Origin of the sequence: Lactobacillus xylocopicola (assembly GCF_033096005.1) — a bacterium.
Taxonomy (GTDB): Bacteria; Bacillota; Bacilli; order Lactobacillales; family Lactobacillaceae; genus Lactobacillus; species Lactobacillus xylocopicola.
This window is the reverse complement of record NZ_AP026803.1, coordinates 1,616,304-1,635,875: the sequence shown is the minus strand read 5'-3', so window position 1 is coordinate 1,635,875 and position 19,572 is coordinate 1,616,304. Positions and strand designations below refer to the sequence as shown.

General features: G+C 40.4%; 15 protein-coding genes and 2 pseudogenes. 9 read left to right on the top strand and 8 right to left on the bottom strand.

Features of this window, described 5'->3' with window-relative positions; translation table 11 throughout:
* The first annotated feature begins 650 nt into the window (after positions 1–650).
* Positions 651–1,508, top strand: coding sequence for a helix-turn-helix domain-containing protein (locus tag R8389_RS07865; protein ID WP_317637473.1), 858 nt, complete (start codon positions 651–653; stop codon positions 1,506–1,508).
* 688 nt (positions 1,509–2,196) lie between these two features.
* Here R8389_RS07865 and R8389_RS07860 read toward each other — a convergent pair.
* The 5 genes from R8389_RS07860 to R8389_RS07840 all read right to left on the bottom strand — a co-directional run bounded on the left by R8389_RS07860 (position 2,197) and on the right by R8389_RS07840 (position 7,371).
* Positions 2,197–2,856 carry an ABC transporter ATP-binding protein gene (locus R8389_RS07860; protein WP_317637472.1) on the bottom strand — a complete coding sequence of 220 codons (660 nt, stop codon included), beginning with the start codon at positions 2,854–2,856 and terminating at the stop codon, positions 2,197–2,199.
* 2 nt (positions 2,857–2,858) lie between these two features.
* Positions 2,859–5,048 (bottom strand): hypothetical protein, encoded by a 2,190-nt coding sequence (locus R8389_RS07855; RefSeq protein ID WP_317637471.1) that lies wholly within the window; start codon positions 5,046–5,048, stop codon positions 2,859–2,861.
* 6 nt (positions 5,049–5,054) lie between these two features.
* A complete protein-coding gene (locus R8389_RS07850) occupies positions 5,055–5,354 on the bottom strand; it encodes a hypothetical protein (protein ID WP_317637470.1) in 300 nt (99 codons plus the stop codon).
* Between the two features lie 645 nt (positions 5,355–5,999).
* Positions 6,000–6,647 carry a DUF3862 domain-containing protein gene (locus R8389_RS07845; RefSeq protein WP_317637469.1) on the bottom strand — a complete coding sequence of 216 codons (648 nt, stop codon included), beginning with the start codon at positions 6,645–6,647 and terminating at the stop codon, positions 6,000–6,002.
* Between the two features lie 64 nt (positions 6,648–6,711).
* Positions 6,712–7,371: a hypothetical protein gene (locus tag R8389_RS07840; protein ID WP_317637468.1), complete on the bottom strand. Its 660-nt coding sequence runs from the start codon at positions 7,369–7,371 to the stop codon at positions 6,712–6,714.
* A gap of 123 nt (positions 7,372–7,494) precedes the next feature.
* Between R8389_RS07840 and R8389_RS07835 the strand changes: the two genes are divergently transcribed.
* The 8 genes from R8389_RS07835 to gndA all read left to right on the top strand — a co-directional run bounded on the left by R8389_RS07835 (position 7,495) and on the right by gndA (position 16,300).
* Entirely contained in the window at positions 7,495–7,773 is a 279-nt protein-coding gene (locus R8389_RS07835; protein ID WP_317637467.1) for a hypothetical protein, read from the top strand.
* A gap of 143 nt (positions 7,774–7,916) precedes the next feature.
* Entirely contained in the window at positions 7,917–8,057 is a 141-nt protein-coding gene (gene rpmH / locus R8389_RS07830; protein WP_003549412.1) for a 50S ribosomal protein L34, read from the top strand.
* A 52-nt stretch (positions 8,058–8,109) separates the two neighbouring features.
* Positions 8,110–8,478 (top strand): ribonuclease P protein component, encoded by a 369-nt coding sequence (gene rnpA / locus R8389_RS07825; protein ID WP_317637466.1) that lies wholly within the window; start codon positions 8,110–8,112, stop codon positions 8,476–8,478.
* A gap of 1 nt (position 8,479) precedes the next feature.
* Entirely contained in the window at positions 8,480–9,346 is an 867-nt protein-coding gene (locus R8389_RS07820; RefSeq protein ID WP_317637465.1) for a membrane protein insertase YidC, read from the top strand.
* A 105-nt stretch (positions 9,347–9,451) separates the two neighbouring features.
* Complete coding sequence (gene mnmE / locus R8389_RS07815; RefSeq protein ID WP_317637464.1) at positions 9,452–10,837, top strand: tRNA uridine-5-carboxymethylaminomethyl(34) synthesis GTPase MnmE; 1,386 nt, start codon at positions 9,452–9,454, stop codon at positions 10,835–10,837.
* Between the two features lie 8 nt (positions 10,838–10,845).
* On the top strand, positions 10,846–12,744 hold the full coding sequence (gene mnmG / locus R8389_RS07810; RefSeq protein WP_317637462.1) for a tRNA uridine-5-carboxymethylaminomethyl(34) synthesis enzyme MnmG: 1,899 nt from the start codon (positions 10,846–10,848) through the stop codon (positions 12,742–12,744).
* 262 nt (positions 12,745–13,006) lie between these two features.
* Positions 13,007–14,806, top strand: coding sequence for a pyruvate oxidase (gene spxB, locus R8389_RS07805; protein WP_317637461.1), 1,800 nt, complete (start codon positions 13,007–13,009; stop codon positions 14,804–14,806).
* Between the two features lie 108 nt (positions 14,807–14,914).
* The gene (gndA, locus tag R8389_RS07800; RefSeq protein WP_317637460.1) at positions 14,915–16,300 is read left to right on the top strand and encodes an NADP-dependent phosphogluconate dehydrogenase; all 1,386 of its coding nucleotides are present in this window, start codon (positions 14,915–14,917) and stop codon (positions 16,298–16,300) included.
* A gap of 122 nt (positions 16,301–16,422) precedes the next feature.
* Here gndA and R8389_RS07795 read toward each other — a convergent pair.
* The 3 genes and pseudogenes from R8389_RS07795 to R8389_RS07785 all read right to left on the bottom strand — a co-directional run.
* Positions 16,423–16,722 (bottom strand): annotated as a pseudogene (locus R8389_RS07795) (MFS transporter); the annotation flags it as partial.
* A gap of 120 nt (positions 16,723–16,842) precedes the next feature.
* A pseudogene (locus R8389_RS07790) lies at positions 16,843–18,296 on the bottom strand (IS3 family transposase).
* A 966-nt stretch (positions 18,297–19,262) separates the two neighbouring features.
* Positions 19,263–19,556: a hypothetical protein gene (locus tag R8389_RS07785; RefSeq protein WP_317637459.1), complete on the bottom strand. Its 294-nt coding sequence runs from the start codon at positions 19,554–19,556 to the stop codon at positions 19,263–19,265.
* Positions 19,557–19,572: the final 16 nt, after the last annotated feature.

Below are 19,572 nucleotides of genomic sequence, written 5' to 3'. Positions count from 1 at the left end.
AATAGTCCCCTCCGATAACGTTAAGCAATGTTCATTTTACCATCTCAGCAGAATGTTTTCCACAGGTGAACAAAAAGAATTCCAAATTAACAAGATGTGGATAAAAAAAGCAGTAAAATACACAAATTCAGCCGGATTGGATAAGGATTAAAACTTATTGTCAGCTATTGCTGTGCAAAACTTTTGCTGATTTAAAGATACTTTTCGCGCTTTGCTTAGCGAACTATCCACATACTGTGAATAAGTTTTTAAACAAGCTGGGGACTGTGGACAAGCTTGTGTAAAGTGCTGTGGCTTGCTGCCAAAGGGGGTAAAAGATGGTCATTTTTTAAACAAGCGTGGTCTTTGCTTAGCTGGTGCTGGCGGTTGGAGCATAACTGGCAAGGGGTTTTTGTCTTAACATAAAAACATCCCCGTGAAGGATGCTTGATTTAGTGGTCTAGTTTTTAACTTGTGTTTAGAGTAACGGCATGGTTATCCTCCCAGCGTGCCAATCAAACGGGAAAGTGTAGCAGAGGTTAACTAAAGTTGGCTATAGCAAATAATGCATAAATGGTATACTAAAAGCTAAAAAAACCTGATATTTCATTGATTGGTGGTATAATGAAAGCAAAATTAATAATATAAACTAATTTTAAGGGTTAAGAAAAATGAAAACCAATGAATTGTTAAAGCATTATCGGTTACTAGCCAATAAAACCCAAAAAGAGTGGGCTGGAACTGCAATTAGTCCGTCTTTTTATTCTAAAATCGAAAAGGGTCTCAACCGGATTGCAGCGGATGACCTGATTAATTTGCTCGATTATAATGGCATCTCCGTGGCGGAGTTTTTTGAAAATATCAATCTGGAAAAAAGTCTGCAGTATAACCATGAATATGAATTAAAAAGGTTAATCAATGAGGCCTATTACGAAAGCTCGCTTAGTAAACTTGAGCACATCAAAACATTACTTGAACAGGGTCGATTACCCAATAAAGATAATTTATTAACTCTAGTTAAAGGTTACATAGCCCTGGTAAACAATAACATTGATGACCTAGACGAAAAAACCAAGTCGGCAATTAGAAACAGGATATTTAATATTAGTGACTTTGACCAGCAAACTTTAGCAACCTATTGTAATTTTATGCGACTATATGACCTTGACAGTAATTTCTTGATTGCCCGGAAAGCTATAAAAAAATTCAGTGCTAGCAATAGTTTAGATGTTCAAATAAGAGTATTAGGAATTATTACCAATTTGTTGTTTTTGTGTATTGAAAATAAGAGATATGCCGAAACTAAATCCCTTTTTGTCATGGCCAAGTCGTTTCCGAATCGTCCGGAATTATTTTTTCATAAAAATCTACTACTCTTACTTAAAAACTTCGTTAAGTATCACACAACTGGTAACTCGATTTACATAGATGAATGCCAAAAATCAGTCAAGATAGTTATTTTCTTAGGTATGCCAGAGTACGGCAAAGAATTAGAGCGATTTCTTAAAGAGAATAAATTAAGTAATTAAAAATTCATATGTGGTTAAAAAAACGCAAATGTGAATTTTTTGGGTTTATTAAGTTTTACATAGTTAATATTCTTAATAAAATAAGAGGAGGGGATATTTTGATGTTTATTACAATTTTAGATTATTTATATGCAGTTTATATGTTTATTGGTTAAGGCTAAATATGACCAGGAAAATTTGGCAATGAATTTTTTGATAGTCATTTTTTTAAAATCATGGAGTAAGATTTTGTTCACCGAGAACTAGATACTAGTTTAATAGATATAATTAATATTAATTATCAAATCATTTTTGTTAAGGCTGTATTCTGATATTCAATCGGAATGCAGCTTTTATGTTTTGTCTTGTTTTATTTTTAGTAAGTTAAATATAGATGTGATAGTACTGTTTAATCCTAACACTCCAATGATATGAAACTGACACTTGCACACTAGTTGATTCGATAAAATGTCCATGGTGTACTCTTTCGTTACTAACAAACTAAGATCAAAGACCATTGCTTGGTTCTTTGATAGGTTGTTAGTAGTTACTAGAAGCTGCAGGTAATAGTACAGGAGAAGGTCCAAATAATACAATGAAAAATAAAGGACCAACTCCCTCTAAATTAGTGAAAGTTAGCCCTTACAAAAAGTAATCATGTATTATTTTAGTATACCTGATATTTTTATTTAAACTGTCTTAAGTTACATTACTTTTTATTATTCGTAAGTGATATTTGATAATCAGTTTCTTGAGCCAAGTCTATGTTATGGGTAACCATCACGATTGTTTTGTGTTGGTCTTGTTGCAAATTTTTAATTAACTGTAGTACCTGAATAGATAATTTGGGGTCAAGTGAACCTGTTGGTTCATCTGCTAAAATCAATTCACCAGGTTTTAAAAAAGCTCTAGCTAAAGCTACCCGCTGCTTTTCGCCAACGGACATTGTAGAAACTGTATCATTTAAGCGATTAGATAATTCGACTTTTTGTAGTATTGTAGCAATTTTATCGTTTATTCCTTGCTTAGGTATAGAGCTGAAGCGCATGGCTAGTTTCAAATTTTGTAGAACAGTCATGTTAGAGGCGAGGGCAAAGGTTTGAAAGAGGTAGTTTATTTTGTTTCTCCTTGCTAGTGTAGCTTTATGACTGTTAGCGTTGGGTGCGGATATACCATCTAATAAGTATGTACCGTTATCAAATTTTTCTAGTAAGCCGATAATATTCAAAATCGTTGACTTTCCTGATCCAGATGGGCCTAGTAAAGCTATAAAATCGCCGCGGTTAACAGTCATTGAAAATTGGTCAAGTATTGTTCGTTGACCGTATTTTTTGGTAATTTGATTAAGCTTAACAATTTCTTGTGACATAGTTATTCCTCCCTTAGGTTATTTAGAAGCTGCTTAATGCTGCTATGACACAGATAAAGCAAAACGAACAGCATTTGTGTGATGAATTTAATGATAATAACCAGTGTTCCAGCCCTTGAACGAATTAAAATGGTTGATAGTAACTCAGCAATAAAAGTGATTAATAAAAAGATTAGTGGCTTGTTATAAATGTCAAAAATACTAAAGCCCAAAAACTTTTTAACGTTAAATAGTTCTTGTTGAGATACTTGGTAAATGCGCAAAATAACATAAACCAGTACTAGTGATAAACAAAGGAGGACTACACCGATACCGCCAAAAAGGTAAATCGTATAACTAAGGTCTTTTTGGAGGCCTTTAATATAGTTGCCGATGCTATCAAATGTTGGATGATATTTATTAATTCTAATATTGGTAAAAATTTTTTCTTTTTTCTTATTTGGTATTTTACTAATATCAAACTTTATTAAACCGTTTAGCCCTTGGGCACTTAAATTGTCGCTTTCAAAATAGGTCATATTGGCTGGAGTAGCAACTAAAATAATTGTTTGCTTCATCTGCAGTGGTTCATCAGTTTTAGTTGCCCAAGTAAAGAAGGTATTTTCAGATTTATAGGATTTAAATAAAAATTGTCGTTTTTGATTGAAAACTGTTGGTGTGTCCGTAGGACTAATGGATCGTGTATCGTTTGTTTGAAGCCATTTTTTAAACTTAACTTTCGTTTCTGGTGAAAATGTAGGTGGAAGTAAATAAAGCCGTTTGCCCTGTTCTGCTTCACTGAGAAGATTGGATGAAATCTTTATGTCCAATTTTTTTAAGTAATTAGGAGAAACTGTTAGCCATAAAAAAGGTTTGTTAAAAGGTAAAGAATTATCAGTTTCACTCAGTGCTTCAACTACTTTAGGTGTATATATTGTTGTACCAATAAGATAGACGCCTTTTTCCTGGTAAATATCTTTATACCATAAATAAAAGTCTTTACTTCTTGATTTAAGTGCATCCTGGTGACTTTGATTTTGATTTCCGAATTGAGAATCTTTTATAATAGTTAAGTTGGAAACTTTATGCCAATTTTGTGACATTTGATAGGTTTCATTTAATGTCTTTAGTGGCCCGTCCAAGGCCCAAGATCCGAAGATAATACTAACACTTAATATTACATAACCGAGAATCGAGAATATCAATAATGATTTACGAGGAAACTTATGTTTCAAAACATCCAAGAAGGACATAGTTGTGATCATTAAACTAGCAAGAAGGGACAGAACTGCCACTATGATGCAATTTGCTAGGTTAACGATAAAAAATAGTGACCAGAGTGACAAAAAATTGCCGGAAATGAGTATACCTAAAGGTACAACAAATATGGACATGCTGAACGCTGCAATAATATATGGTGAAAAAAGTTTTAGTAAAAAATAATATTTTGACCAACCTAATAAAACTAAGTCACCTAATAGAGTTAGTGATTGTAACAAGGTTAGTAAAAGAAGGATTAGGAGGCCTACAGCATTTAAGACAAGGCCAGCTATTATAATTGTGGGCATCAGCCCCTGTTCCTCAACTTTTCCACCTAGGGTAGTTTGTAATTGTTTTTTGGTTTTGTGAGTAACTGATGATAATTTAGTTAAAAATGTAACTTTTTGGTCAGAACTAAGACCGATTACTTGATAAGTACCATTAATGCTACCACTCTGTTTAACTAAATCCTCAAGCTTGAACAAGACTAAATTTTGACCACTAGCAAAGTTGGGGGTTTCAGCTATGCTCCTATAATTTAAAGCATTGCCGATTGTTACTGAATCAGATGATTGTAACAACTTATTTAATAGGGCTGAAGATACTATCTTGCGTCCAGCAAAAAAAAGTGGTAAAGGATGTTTGTTAATGTCTCCCAGTACCCCGATTTTTACATCTTTAGAGGCACCATTTTGTGATACTGGTTGCTCGGTTCTCACTATTACGAGTTTGTTTTTGTCTGCTTCTTCAGCAAAGAAGCTAAGAATGTCGCTTCTTTGTTTGTTTTTTAAATCTTTTAAATAAATTGTTTCTTTTTTTACATTAGGATAAGTTGAAATAGTATGATTATAATTCTTGCCGATAAAAAAAGCCGCAAGCAAAGTAAGTAAGATACTCTGGCAAGCAACTAAAAAAAGAGTAAGTAATTTAATCTTTTTGTTTTGAAAGTTCAATTGTCTTTAACCTCTGGCGTCCCAGTAACCATACGCTGTTCCAGTACCAACAAATTGTTGTGCATCTGCTGTAGTGCCGGCAGATTTCCAACCCGACCAGGAACTGTTTGCAGTAGCTGAATGTGAATACTTATGGCTAGAAACGTTAGAATAGCTCCATGCGCCCATACGTCTACCATAATCCCAGTTAATTCGAGAGCCTTTATAATAAACTGTTTGAGCAAGAACTGGGGCTGCTTGAATTGCTGAGCCCAAACTAAAAATTGCTAATGACAGGGCTGTTGCTTTTGTAAATTTATTCTTCATGAATTTTCTCCTTCAAAAGTAAAACTAATAACTAATAGATGTAAACATTGGGTAACTTCCTTCTTAACTTAGTATGATTGATAGAAATAAGAATAGGCTAAAAAGTCATATTTGCATTATTTAATCCAAATATGACTTTTATTATGTATGCGTCTTACTTTATTTCTTGCCTGAGTCTGTCTCCTTGGCCTGAAATGACGGTATTGGCTTTTTTAAGATATATGACTTAATCTTGTCCTTTCCTGTTGTCGACGTCAGAGGCATGGTCGGGTTCACCCAGGATAGCCTTAATGTCTGCAAGGTTCGAAGCAAATCAGTAGAAGCGACAACCGGATTTTTGCTGAGTTCCTAACTTGAATTTGATCAATTTTTTTAAGATTCATTTCATTTTGCAGGTATTGCTTTGATACTTTCTTTTTGGTAGTTTGTTGGGTCTGGGATTCTTTGCCTCGCGTAATTAGGTAACATCCTGTCAAGGAGATAGTTTCCGCCAGCTTGTGTCTTAAGTTAGTCATGTGGTCATTCTCTTTAAGGTTAATATATGTTTAATAATAAAGATGGGATATCATTAATAAGCAGAAAAGTATGCTTATTGAACAAAAAGGCTTCCCCTTTTTAAAGAGGAAGCCTTTATTATTATCATTGTTATTTGATGTCGGTCTGGCTTTTGTATTTTAGTTTGTCGTTAATAAAGGAAAAAGTCATGTTGGCGGTTGAGTTTTCGGACTTCTTGCTGGTCTTTTTATTAATGCCGGTACTATATACCACCACAACAGTCTTTTTACCTTGAATAGTATTGGTGCTCATGACATCTGGCTGGCCAAAATTTTTGGTTAAGCTGGCAAGTGAACTGCCTTCTTTGACTGCATTGTAATCTTTCAGAGTTGCCTTAGGACCAGTTCTTGTCCACTTAAGGCCTCCGATTGACTTATTGACTACTTTATTTTTGACGAATTGTAGGGCTAATCTGATGTCAGATTTTTCCCAAATGTAGGCTTTAATCTTCTGCTTGCCGACTTTCATGCTAGTAGTTGAAGTAGGCTTACCTAAGAGCGTCTTACTCTCTTCAAGAGTCGTACCGCCGATACCCTTGTTCAACATGTCGCCGACTTTTATTTTGTCAAAGTCTTTTAGTGCGGCTTCGTTAGTCCTTTGAGCAGAACTCTTACTATGCTCTGCGGTCTTGGTACTGTTACTGGTGCTTGATTTACTCGAATAGTTGGAACAACCAACGATTGACAGGGCTACTACTGCTAGCATAACCGTTGAGAGTGCCTTTTTGAAATGATGCATGTTTGCATTAACCTCCGTATAGTGATCTTAGTACGTGATATTTACTGAATCATAGTACCGTAAATCATTTGTTGATTGCAAATGAAAACCCAACTTGGGGAATCTCTGCCTTAGTTGCGGGACTGATTTTCTTATTAACTTGTTCCTGCCGCACGGTAAAGTAGCCGCTTTTTCCTTCAAGGAGAGTAGCAGGCAAGGTAACTTGTGACTGTGCAGATTCGACTTGGGTAGAGTAGACCTTTTCGTTGCCATAATAGAAGTTAAGCATGCAGCCCTTGTGAGTAGTTAACTCGTACGTGATGCCAGTGCTTGTTCGTACTCCTTTAACTGCCAGCGGGCTGGGAGCAGCGTAAGCTGCAGCGGTCACCTTGACGTTAGGACTAGCCTTTTTGCCGCGATGATTAAGGCCATGTAAGGTCAAAGTTGGGTAATCCTTGATCTTAACCTGGGCCTTGAAAGTGCCCTTGGGATTAACCTTAACGGTCTGTCTCTTCTTATTATGAATGAGCTTAACGCGCTTAAGGCCCTTAGCGGTTCCAGTTACAGTAGCCTGCTTAGTGAGCTGATCGTAGTTTACGTTAATCTTGCTAAGCTTGGGTTGGGGCTTACTTACTGCGGGTAACTTGCAGACGAAGGTGGCGGCATTGATTGATTCACCAGTACTAAATGAAGCCCCAAGAATAACAAGGCCAACTAGTGCAAATAATAATCGGATTCTTTTCATAATTTAACTCCTTAAAGATAAATATTTTTTGACTTATCTCTATTATAGCGTTATAGTGCCGTTATATCTATTGGATTTTGAAGAATATAGATAAGATTTTAAGTAGCGCTAAGGAGGCAAGTGATGAAGTACCAAGATTATGTTGAACTAGGGTTAAAGGATGACGGCAACCTCAAAGTGATCCTTAAGGGTAGTGTAGAGCATAGTGGAGCAGAAAAGGTTGGCGTTATAGCGGTGGTTTTTATCACTCCAAGCGTAGAGCTGGCTAAACAAAAGCTGGCAGAATTGACAGCTCAAAAGGATGCAGAAGATTATTACATGGTCTATAGTTGTCCGCTTGATACAGATCTGCCAGCTCTTGGTCATTATCCTTCCCTTGAGATAGCGAAGGCCTTGAGATAGCGAAGGCAGATTTACAGTAAAACTAAATTGACAAAATTGTAAAGAAGACCATCTTTTTTTCGTTTTTGCTTGGTTTTTTACTGTATCCATGGTATTCTAGTTACTAAATTGTGCAGCTGGCACATTATTGGAGGTGTAGTTTAATGACAACTAAAAGAACTTACCAACCTAAAAAGCGTCATCGTTCACGGGTTCATGGCTTTATGAAACGGATGAGTACATCTAATGGCCGCAAGGTTTTGGCTAGACGTCGTGCAAAGGGTAGAAAAGTCTTATCTGCTTAAACCACTGAAATCCCAGTGGTTTTTTTAATATCAAAGAGTGGAATGAAACGTTGTGAGGAAGTCTTATCGAGTTAAGTCTGAAATGGATTTTCAGCGAGTTTTTAAAGCCGGTAATTCAGTAGCAAACCGGGCCTTTGTCGTCTATCGGATTACTCGACCAGAAAATACCCACTTTCGCGTGGGTATCTCGGTCGGTAAAAAGGTCGGCCATACTGCGGTAGTCCGCAACCGTCTCAAACGTTATATTCGAGCTGTGTTAACTGATAACAAGCAGCGCCTAGCGCCACATACCGATTTTTTGGTGATAGCGCGGCCTTATGCGCGCGACTTTAGAATGGCAGAAGTAAGGAAGAACTTGCTCCATGCACTTTTTTTGGCCAATATGATAGAAGAAATACCTGATAAAGTTGAGGAAGATTAGAGTGAGAGACATTTTAAGCAAAAAGAATGTCAAGCGGGTACTGGTGCTGCTAACGCTTGTCGCATTGGCCCTTGTCCTAACGGGTTGTGCTGCATCCAGTGGTAAGCCAGCGCCAGTGTCCCATACTAGTGGTAACTGGTGGAATCGTTGGGTCATTTATTACATGTCAACGTTTCTGCTGTGGCTAGCCAAGTTGATGAATAACAGCTATGGTTGGGCAATCATTGTCTTTACAGTTATTGTACGGGTAATTCTGTATCCATTAAGTGCGATTTCGATTAAGAGTACCACTAAAATGCAGAGTATCCAGCCCGAGATAGAAGCATTGCGCAAGAAGTATGTGGGTAATGATACGGGAACCCGGACCTTGCTTTCACAAGAAACTAACAAGCTCTATAAAGAAGCTGGGATTAATCCATACGCTGGCTTTCTGCCACTGATTATTCAACTGCCGGTCATGTATGCCTTGTACGGATCGATTTGGCAGACGCCGCAATTGCAGACGGGGCACTTCCTTTGGATGGATTTGGGTAAGTCGGATCCCTACTTTATCATGCCACTTCTATCGATGGCTTTGACTTTTGTTTCAACTTATATTAGTCAGTTGTCAACGCCAAAGAGCGGCCAAAACATTTCAACTAAGATAATGACCTATGGTATGTCAGTGATGGTTGGTGCGATGGGCTTGTACTTCCAGTCAGCAATTGTCCTGTACTGGGTAATTTCCAACCTCTTCCAGGTGGTTCAGACTTTTATCTTGCAGAACCCAGTTAAGTACCGGCGCGAGCAAAAGGCCAAGGCTGAACAAGAACGCCAACGCCAACGCCAGTTACGGAAGACTTACAAACGCTTAAAACGTAAAAAATAAGAATAATCTAAAGTGATTTTAGTTAAAGCAGTCAAAGTGCTTTATACATCATGGCTATTCATGGTGCTATATGGCGCTTTTTTGTTTGGAAAAAGGAGTAGAATCATGGTCAAAACCTTAACCGAATTCGATACAATTGCTGCCATTTCAACACCCATTGGCGAGGGTGGTATTTCAATTGTGCGGATGTCTGGTGAAGCTGCAGTCAAGATTGCCAATGGTGTATTCAAGGGCGGCGACTTAACGGTGGTGCCAAGCCACACTATTCATTACGGACACTTAATTGATCCGGCGGATCAGCAGGTAATCGATGAGGTGATGGTGTCGGTAATGCGGGCCCCAAAAACCTTTACCCGTGAAGATATCGTGGAAATCAACTGTCACGGCGGAATTGTTGTGACCAACCGCATTCTCCAGCTGCTGTTAAAGCGTGGTGCACGAATGGCCGAGGCTGGAGAGTTTACCAAGCGGGCCTTTGTTAACGGCCGAATTGACCTGACGCAGGCCGAGAGTGTGATGGATATTGTGCGGGCTAAGACTGACCGCGCCCGGCAAGTTGCTGAAAGCCAACTTGAAGGTGGCCTCTTAAGTAAAATTCAGGCCATGCGGCAAGAGCTTTTGGACACGTTAGCCAATGTTGAAGTCAACATTGATTATCCTGAATATGATGCTGATACTATTACAGCCGATCAGATGATAATTGTGTCCAAGTCGGTGCTGGGTAAGATTGCTAGACTGCTAGAGACAGCTGCGGAAGGGACAGCTTTGCGCAATGGTCTGGCAACGGCCATCATCGGCCGGCCCAATGTTGGTAAGTCGTCACTACTTAATTACTTGACTAAGAGCGATACGGCGATTGTTACCGACGTTGCTGGTACCACCCGCGATACACTGGAAGAATATGTTGCAGTTAAGGGGGTGCCGCTTCAGTTAATTGACACGGCCGGTATTCGTGAAACTGACAATAAGGTAGAAAAGATTGGAGTCGAACGCTCAAAAAAGGCTCTGGCTAAAGCAGACTTGGTTTTGCTTCTCTTTGATGCCAGCCGGGCACTAACTGCCGAAGATCGGGCACTTATTGCTGCAACTGCCGGAAAGAAGCGGATTGCGATTTTGAACAAGATTGATCTCGGCCAGCAGATAACCGTCGATCAGCTTAAGCAGTTGACTGCAAGCCAAGTGATCGCTACCTCGATTCTGCACGAAAAAAACCTTGATCAATTGGAAGAAGCAATCAAGGACCTATTCTTCAGCGGGATAGAGAATTCTAATGACCAAGTAATGGTCACTAATCAGCGGCAGGTGGGACTGCTGGAGCAGGCCAAACAACAGCTGCAAGACGTCGTTCAGGCCCTAACCGGTGATGTTCCGGTGGACATTGCCCAGATTGACTTCAACGGTGCTTGGGAGACGCTGGGTGAGATCACCGGAGAAAGTAGTCCGGATGAACTGGTTAACAAACTGTTTAGTCAATTTTGTTTAGGAAAATAGGTGAAACGATGATTAAGAGTTACGACTCGAATGATTATGACGTAATTGTTGTTGGTGCGGGTCATGCTGGTACGGAAGCGGCGCTAGCGAGTGCCAGAATGGGCCAAAAGACGCTGCTGTTAACAATTAGCCTTGATATGGTTGCCTTCATGCCATGTAACCCATCCGTTGGCGGGCCAGCCAAGGGGACGGTAGTGCGTGAAGTTGATGCACTTGGCGGTGAAATGGGCAAGGCGATTGATGCCACTTACATTCAGATGCGAATGTTAAATACGGGTAAGGGACCAGCGGTCCAAGCGCTGCGGGCCCAGGCTGACAAGTGGCAGTACCATGAGTATCTGAAGAATGTGATTGAACAGACGCCGCACTTAACCCTGCGCCAAGCAACAGTCGATGAACTGATTGTTGAAGATGGGGTCTGCCAGGGCTTAATCACGAATACTGGTGCCCGCTACTATGCTAAAAGTGTCGTATTAACTACCGGTACGTCGGCGCGCGGCCGTATTTTTATTGGTGAATTAAACTATTCTTCCGGTCCTAATAACACCATACCAGCCATCAAGCTATCGGAAAACCTGGAAAAGCTAGGCTTTAAGTTGCGGCGGTTCAAGACTGGAACACCGCCGCGGGTCAATAGCAGCACGATTGACTATACCAAAACTGAAGAGGAGCCAGGTGATGCAACTCCGCGCCACTTTTCTTATGAAAGCAAGGACGAAGACTATCGCACAAACCAGGTTTCTTGTTGGATGACTTACACTAATCAGGATACGCACAAGATTATTAATGCTAACTTAGAGCGCTCGCCAATGTTCACTGGGGAGATTACCGGGGTTGGACCCCGCTATTGTCCATCAATCGAAACTAAGGTAGTCCGCTTTGCCGATAAACCACGTCATCAGATTTTTTTGGAACCGGAGGGGCGGAACACTAACGAAGTTTATGTTGGTGACTTTTCTACGTCCATGCCGGAAGAAGTTCAGTTACAAATGCTGCATACGGTAGCAGGACTAAAAGACGCTGAAATGATGCGACCGGGTTATGCGATTGAATATGATGTGGTTGATCCATGGCAGCTCAAGCATACGCTGGAAACAAAGAACATCAAGAACCTGTTCACGGCTGGTCAAATGAATGGTACTTCAGGCTATGAAGAGGCTGCGGGTCAAGGACTGATTGCAGGCATCAACGCTGCCCTTAGGGCTGCCAAGCAACCGGGATTCACCTTGGGTCGTGACCAAGCCTATATTGGTGTCCTAATTGATGATTTAGTTACTAAGGGGACCGAAGAGCCGTATCGCTTGCTGACTTCGCGGGCGGAGTATCGGCTAATTTTGCGCAATGATAATGCTGATTTGCGCTTGACCGATGCTGGTTTTAGGCTGGGACTGATTTCTGAGGAGCGGTATTCTAAGTTTTTGGCCAAAAAGCAGCAACTTATCCAAGCCCACCAGGCGGTCAAGACGATTACGGTTCATCCGGATGACCAGGTGCAGGAGTTTCTTAAACAGATTGGTGAAGATGAACTCAAGACGGCGGTCAAGGCTGATGCCTTCTTGCGCCGCCCCCGTGTAACGGTTGATGACATTGAGCGCTTAACGGGGAAGCGTATTTCGCTTGAGCGCTATATTAAGGAACAAGTTGAGATCAACGTCAAGTATGCTGGCTATATTAAGAAAGAAGAACAGCAGATTGACCGTCTGCACCGCCAGGAAGCTAAGCAGATTCCTAATGATATTGATTATGCAGCAATTGAAGGCCTGGCAACCGAAGCACGCGAGAAGTTTGCTAAGATCAGGCCGGAAACAATTGCCCAGGCGGAAAGAATTTCGGGAGTTAATCCAGCCGATATAGCCATACTGAGTGTTTATGTTCAAAATGGCCGATATGTAAAAATTCAAAAATAAATTTAGTAAAATTTAAAATTTTTTTCTTGAAACAATAGACAGCAAAAAAAGCGCAATAATTGGGTCAATGTTCGAATAATCACAAATATTTTTACTGGTAATATTGAAACCCCGTAAACGTTTACCGTAATATTGTGAAATTAATATCTTTAATAAGCGCTTACATCTTTAGCGCATCATGAATTTTCTACCCTTGAAATTGTGAAATTATATGTTTTAATGTAGTGTGTAAGTAAATGTATTTTAAGGAGATGCACTTCAAATGACAAAAATTAATGGCTCAAATGCTATGCTTCAAGTTCTCTTGGACTGGCACATAGATCATATTTATGGTTTCCCGGGTGGTTCATTCGATTCAACAATGAACGCGATCCACGATTTTAAAAACAAGATGAAGTTTATTGAGGTTCGGCACGAAGAGGCCGGAGCCTTGGCAGCTGGAGCTGAATACAAGCTCACCGGTAAACTTGGTGTATGTTTTGGTTCTGCTGGACCTGGTGCCGTTCACTTGATGAACGGTTTGTACGATGCTAAGTACGACAAGACTCCAATGGTAGCAATTGTTGCTAACGTTCCGACTGGTCGTCAAGACATGGATGCTTTCCAAGCTTTTGATGAAAAGCCTTGGTTTGATGCAGTTGCGGTTTGGAATCACCAAGTTAAAGCAGCCGACCAACTTCCACGCATGATGGATGAAGCTATCCGTCAAGCATATGCTAAGAAAGGTCCTGCAGTGCTGATTCTGCCTAAGGACTTCGGTTGGGCACAGATTAATGATAATTTCCGTGTAACTTACAACTCAATGACAGCTATCCCTAACTATGCTGCACCTAAGAAGGACGAAGTTGATGCAGCTGTTAAGATTCTTTCAGAAGCTAAGAATCCAGTTGTCTACTTTGGTTTAGGTATGAAGGGTCACGGCGACGTCTTAAAGGCTTTTGCTGACAAGTTCAAGACACCGCTAATGTCATCAGTTATGGCTAAGGGTGTTGTGGAAGATAAGTTCCCAGCTTACTTAGGTTCAATTGGTCGTGTGGCTCCAAAAGCCAGTGACGACATTCAAATGCATGCAGATGCTGTTATCTGGGTTGGTAACGACTCACCATTCTCATCATTCTTCTTTGCTCCTAAGGCTAAGATTGTTCAAATCGACGTTGACTCAGAAAAATTGGGCAAACGCCATGCTGTTGATGTACCAATCTTAGCTGATGGTGCCAAGACTTTGCAGGCAATTATTGACGCTGCTCCGGCTCGTGAAGAATCCCCAATTTACAAGGCCGGCCTTGCTGACCGTGAAAACTGGGATGAATGGGTACACAGCTTTGAAAACTCAGATGAAATGCCTGTACGCCGTGAACCAATCTTTGAAGTTATTAATAGATATGCTGACGACAATGCACAATTTGCTATTGATGTTGGTAACATTAACATTGACTTCCAACGCTTAGTTAACCTGCATGATGAGCAAACTTGGGCAACTTCTGGCCTATATGCAACTATGGGCTTTGGTTCACCTGCTGCACTTGCTGCTGCAACTGTTCACCCAGACCGTGAAGTTTGGAACTTGAGTGGTGACGGTGGTTTTGCAATGATGAGCCAGGAGTTATTAACTGAAGCTCGTTACAACATGCACATTATGAACGTTGTCTTCACTAACGAAACTTTAGGTTTCATCGAAGCTGAACAAGTAGATGAATCTAACCAACCATTATCTGGTGTTATTATGCCAGATAATGACTGGGCTAAGGTTGCCGAAGGTATGAACGTTAAGGGTGTAACTGTTCGCACCAAGCAAGAATTCGAAGATGCAGTCAAAGAATTCAAGCAAATGGATGGACCAATGTTAGTTGACATTAAGTTCACTCATGACATGCCTTACTCAACTGAATTGAACATGCTTGGCGATGCTGAATTCGTTAAGAAGTATCAAGCAGAAGATTTGAAGCCATTCAGCTACTTTGCTGAAAAGTATGGTGTTGACCAAGAGATTGCCTCAGCTTCAACTGCTACTTCAGGAGCAGATGCAGAAACTGATACAACTTCAGGTGCTTCAGCACACTAATACTTAATATTAGAAATAGCAAGAAGCGAAACTTTTTCAAAGTTTCGCTTTTTTGCTGTCTTACAAGTATAATGAAAAGGTATAAATTTTAATGATGGAGGATTAAATATGCAACAATTCGGGATTATTGGCTTATCCGTTATGGGTAAGAACCTTGCTTTAAACGTCAGAAACAGTGGTTTTTCTGTTTCTGGCTTTAGCATTACTAAAGAGGAAGTTGATTCTTTTGCCCAGTATGAAGATGACAAGTTGAAACCAACTTATTCTTGGACAGAATTTGTTAATTCTCTTGAGCGACCACGCAAAATTTTAATTCAAATCGCAGCTGGAAAACCAGTCGATGAAACCTTGCACACGTTGTTACCGCTTCTTGATCAAGGTGATATTCTAATTGATGGTGGTAATTCGAACTTTCACGATACCAATCGCCGTTTTCATGAAATGGAAGATCAGGGGATCCATTTTATCGGTATGGGCGTATCAGGTGGAGAAGAAGGTGCCCTAAATGGCCCAGCAATGATGCCAGGAGGCGATGAACAGTCCTACCAGGCGGTAGCACCCATTCTGAAGGCAGTAGCCGCTAAAAACGCTGAAGGACAGCCTTGCGTTAGTTTTATTGGTCCTGAGGGCAGTGGCCACTATGTAAAGATGGTTCACAATGGAATTGAATATGGGATTATGCAGGAATTCTCAGAAGTTTATGATATTCTTCGCAAAATTGCTGGTAAAAGTAATGATGAAATGTCTGAAATTTTTGCTAAGTGGAACCAGGGCTTGGTTCAAGCCTACCTTAGTGAGATTACAGCCGAGGTCTTGAAGCAAAAAGATGACTTGACTGCGGATCATATCATTGATCACATCTTGAACGTAGCTTCCTACAAGGGAACGGGCAACTGGATGCTAGAAGATGGTGTCAGTTTAGGTGCGCCGATTAGCGTAATTGCTGAAGCCGTGCTTAGCCGCTTCATGTCTAAGGCGTCGACGCGTGAAGGCAAGGAAATCACTTGGCAAGGTGAAGTGCCTGCTGACTTGATTGATAATTTGGAGCAAGCTCTGCAATTGAGTCAAGCAGTGGCTTATGCTCAAGGATTTCAGCAATTGAAACTCTCCGCTGATGCTTATGGTTGGGCTTTGCGTTACCCAGCAATTGCCCAAACTTGGGAAGCGGGATGCATCATCCGCTCTGCCATGTTAAAAGATATTGAGCGGGCATACGCTGATGGCAAAGTATTGGTTAATATGTTCCAGGATCCGTACTTTAAAGACTTAATGGAAAAGAACCTGCCTGCCTTGCGCCAAGTGGTAGAATTAGCAACTAAGGCTGGTATTCCGACGCCGACTTTAAGTGCAGCACTTAATTACTTAGAATCGATTTTCAATCCAAGTCTGCCAGCCAACTTAATTCAGGGTCAACGCGATTACTTTGGAGCGCATACTTATTTAAGAAATGATCGCGCCGGCGTCTTCCACACTGAATGGTATGAAGAAAAATAACTTAGTTTCACGTGTAACAAAAAATATAGATGAGTTTAACTTATCTATATTTTTTGGGGGTGTTTTTCAAGATTTAACTGCTGTTTCACGTGAAACTGGGGTGGTGCTTCAAAAAATTATATTTAGCGGCCTTTTTGATGGCTTCGCTTTAAATACTTAGGTGAAGTTTCAGGGGCCCAGAATAAGCAAACAAGATAACCGCTAAACAAAACTGCCGCACAAACCAGGATTGCCAAACTGGTGCCACCGACTCTGGTTAGAACTGGTAAAAGAAAGGTTCCGGCAGCTGCACCAAAGCGACTAATGGTAATGCAGACGCCGCCCCCGCTAGCTTGCACCTTGCCGTCGAATAATTCGGTTGGGTAAGGATAATCTAAAACGAGACCGGAAGACAAGATGATCGCAAAAATCGCAAAAAGTACTAGCTTGAATGTTGGTGAAGAGTGAGGGTTTAAGGCTAAAATCAGCATTAAAATAGTCGAAATTAAAAAGTTACTGGTCAAGAACAGGCGCCGGCTTAAGCGCTTAAAAATTAAAAACCCCTAAAAAAACCGAGTAACATTGATGTGAACCCCAAAATTAGGACAGTTTAATAAATTTTGGCTGAGGACTAGCTCCCGATATTCAAGCGGGGTTAGTCCTTTTAGTTTGGTCTTGATTCTTTTGGTATTGTAGTATGTAATATACCTTCTGATTGCTTCTTCTAGTACAGTTATATTCTTGAAACTTTGTTCAAAGCCGTAGAACATTTCCCTTTTTAAGATGCCAAAGAAGCCTTCCATCAGTCCGTCATCTAAGGAATTGCCCTTGCGTGACATGGACTGGTCGATGCCGTGGTCTTTAAGCCAGGCTTGGCATTGCGGGTGCTGGTATTGCCAACCCCGGTCCGTGTGAAAGACCAGACCGTTCAAACCTGGGTGCTTGAGCCAGGCCTGCCTTAACATGTCCATGGTCTGTTTGAGGTTAGGGCTACGTGAAATGGTGTAAGCAATAATCTCCTGCGTGCAGCCGTCAATGATGGGTGACAGGTAAGTCTTCTGACCCTTTAATTTAAATTCAGTCACGTCTGAATACCACTTGTGCTCAGGGTAAATCGCCCCCAAATTGCGTTTAACCAAGTTGGGCTTGATTGGTCCTTGGATACCGCGGTAGCTCGAATACTTGTGCCAGCGTTTACTGACTAAGCCAAAGAGTTTTAGCTTGCTCATCAGGCGTTGCACTTTCTTGTGATTGATTATTAGGCCACGCCGCCTGAGTTCCAGGGTAATGCGGCGGTAACCAAACGATGTTTATGTTCTTCATAGATGCCCTTGATTTCTACCATTACGGCTTCGTTGTCTTGATCCTGATGGCTCTTCTTAAGCGTGTAGTAGTAATTACTGCGCGACAAGTGTGGTAGGTCAGGATTGGCATTAATGGTATCAAGAATAAAGGTCACACTAACTTTGAGTTCGTGTTTTAGTTCGGTAACTGCCTGGGCTATTTCCGCGGCTTGCGGTTCTTGGCCCGCTGGTCGACTAAAGCTTGCAATTTTTTTACGAATTCGTTCTCGATGGTCAGCTGCAAGTTCTGCTGGCGTAAGCGCTCGTTCTCTTGCTTTAAGCGGTGGTTCTCCTGCTTGATCAGTTGCTCTTTTTTGGTGGTCATGGCGTCGTCGTCCTTTCTGGTGGTTAACGCCATTATACCCATTTTCACGGTATTGGCGCAGCCAATTGGCCAACATGCCGGAACTTTTTAGTTCCAGATCAAGTGATACTTGATACGTGGACTCGTGTTTGACTAGCACCCGCCTAATCGCCTGCTCTTTAAACGCAATTGAATAGCTTGTATATGGCTGATCCAAAATAACTAAGCCATGACGCTTAATGAGGGCCAAGAGATAATTAATAGTCGATGGATTAACCCGGTAACGGTGACTCAATTCCTTAGACCCAACCTGATAGTTTTGCCAAAGATTAAAGATATCAATTTTGTCTTGTTTAGATAATTTAGTCATCATAAAAACCCCGAAGTTGTCTTAACTTCGGGGTTCACATAAAAAACTAACGCTTTTTTGAATTTCAGCAACTAGCTGAAATAATTAATGAATTAGATAGCAATGTAACCAAGGAATTCCATAATCATCTTAAAGATTTCTTTAAAGATTTTCATATATAACACACCTCCCATAATTAGATAGACTATTGTCTCCTTTGGTATTATAACTTTAGAAAAATTAAAAAACCAGTCTTTATTTTACTATTCGAATCTGATTATAACAATAGTAGCTTTAATTCAGCAAAATCAATCATGCCAATTCCTTCTAGTAAAGGAGACTAGATCTAAGGCGAAGCTGCCGTACAGCCACTTACGGCAGTTGCTTGAGTTTCTACTGTAAGTTTTGGGAAACAGAGAGTTTATATTCATTTATGTTCCAGTCGGTGGAAGGCGATAACACTAACTAGGGTTATTTTATGCAGCGTCAGTACTCATTTTAGCTATACTCTCATTTTCCTAATAAGCAGAAGATGTGCCTGGGCACTCATCTCGACAACAACAATTTTTTAGCAATAAATTTTTGATTCGCTTAATTTCGGGTCAACAACTGGGTGAGAAATAACCCAGTAATCATGGTATTCTACCCAGATTATGGTGGTGAAAATTGCTAATTTTTAAATTTTTAAAGCTAAATAAAAAAATAAAAGCAAATAAAGGCTGGTTTTTTATTTCTTATAAAGCTATAATATAACAGGAGGCAATAGCCTATCTTAATAGTAAGGGGTGTAGTGAATAATGAAAATTTTTACAGATATTCTTAAGTTGGTTATGCAATACCTTTTGGGTGTTTTATAATCTAATTTAGCAGTTATTAAATAATTGCTAAATTAAAAAAAGCGTTAGTGGTAAGAACTAACGCTTTTTTTGTGCATCAATTGAAACTGATAAGTTACGAGCTTAGCCAGCAAGAGGGCGCATAAAGGGGCTATTTACTGAAGAACAGGGTAAAAAGCACTAGCGCTACAGCTGCAAGCAGCCAATTACTAGTCATCAAGGTGGCTTGCAAGTAGCGCACTTCGCCTGTTACTTCAACATGGCTAACTAGGTATTCGCCTGTAAACATTGCAAAAGTAAAGGCCAGGAGCCAGACTAGGGCGCATAGCCGACCTGCAATAGTATAAGGAAAGAAATTAGAATTAAAACTGATGAAGACTGCTAAGCTGAAGAACACTAAAGTTCCGCTATAGCGGTTATACCATCTTTGAGCTTGCTTTTCCATCACTGACCCGCCTATT

Bases quoted from the DNA above. Each gene is read 5' to 3' on its own strand.
- R8389_RS07840 (WP_317637468.1), bottom strand. From the start codon at position 7,371: ATGAAAAGAATCCGATTATTATTTGCACTAGTTGGCCTTGTTATTCTT.
- R8389_RS07845 (WP_317637469.1), bottom strand. From the start codon at position 6,647: ATGCATCATTTCAAAAAGGCACTCTCAACGGTTATGCTAGCAGTAGTA.
- R8389_RS07860 (WP_317637472.1), bottom strand. From the start codon at position 2,856: ATGTCACAAGAAATTGTTAAGCTTAATCAAATTACCAAAAAATACGGT.
- mnmE (WP_317637464.1), top strand. From the start codon at position 9,452: ATGGTCAAAACCTTAACCGAATTCGATACAATTGCTGCCATTTCAACA.
- rpmH (WP_003549412.1), top strand. From the start codon at position 7,917: ATGACAACTAAAAGAACTTACCAACCTAAAAAGCGTCATCGTTCACGG.
- mnmG (WP_317637462.1), top strand. From the start codon at position 10,846: ATGATTAAGAGTTACGACTCGAATGATTATGACGTAATTGTTGTTGGT.
- R8389_RS07835 (WP_317637467.1), top strand. From the start codon at position 7,495: ATGAAGTACCAAGATTATGTTGAACTAGGGTTAAAGGATGACGGCAAC.
- R8389_RS07850 (WP_317637470.1), bottom strand. From the start codon at position 5,354: ATGAAGAATAAATTTACAAAAGCAACAGCCCTGTCATTAGCAATTTTT.
- R8389_RS07785 (WP_317637459.1), bottom strand. From the start codon at position 19,556: ATGGAAAAGCAAGCTCAAAGATGGTATAACCGCTATAGCGGAACTTTA.
- R8389_RS07865 (WP_317637473.1), top strand. From the start codon at position 651: ATGAAAACCAATGAATTGTTAAAGCATTATCGGTTACTAGCCAATAAA.
- spxB (WP_317637461.1), top strand. From the start codon at position 13,007: ATGACAAAAATTAATGGCTCAAATGCTATGCTTCAAGTTCTCTTGGAC.
- gndA (WP_317637460.1), top strand. From the start codon at position 14,915: ATGCAACAATTCGGGATTATTGGCTTATCCGTTATGGGTAAGAACCTT.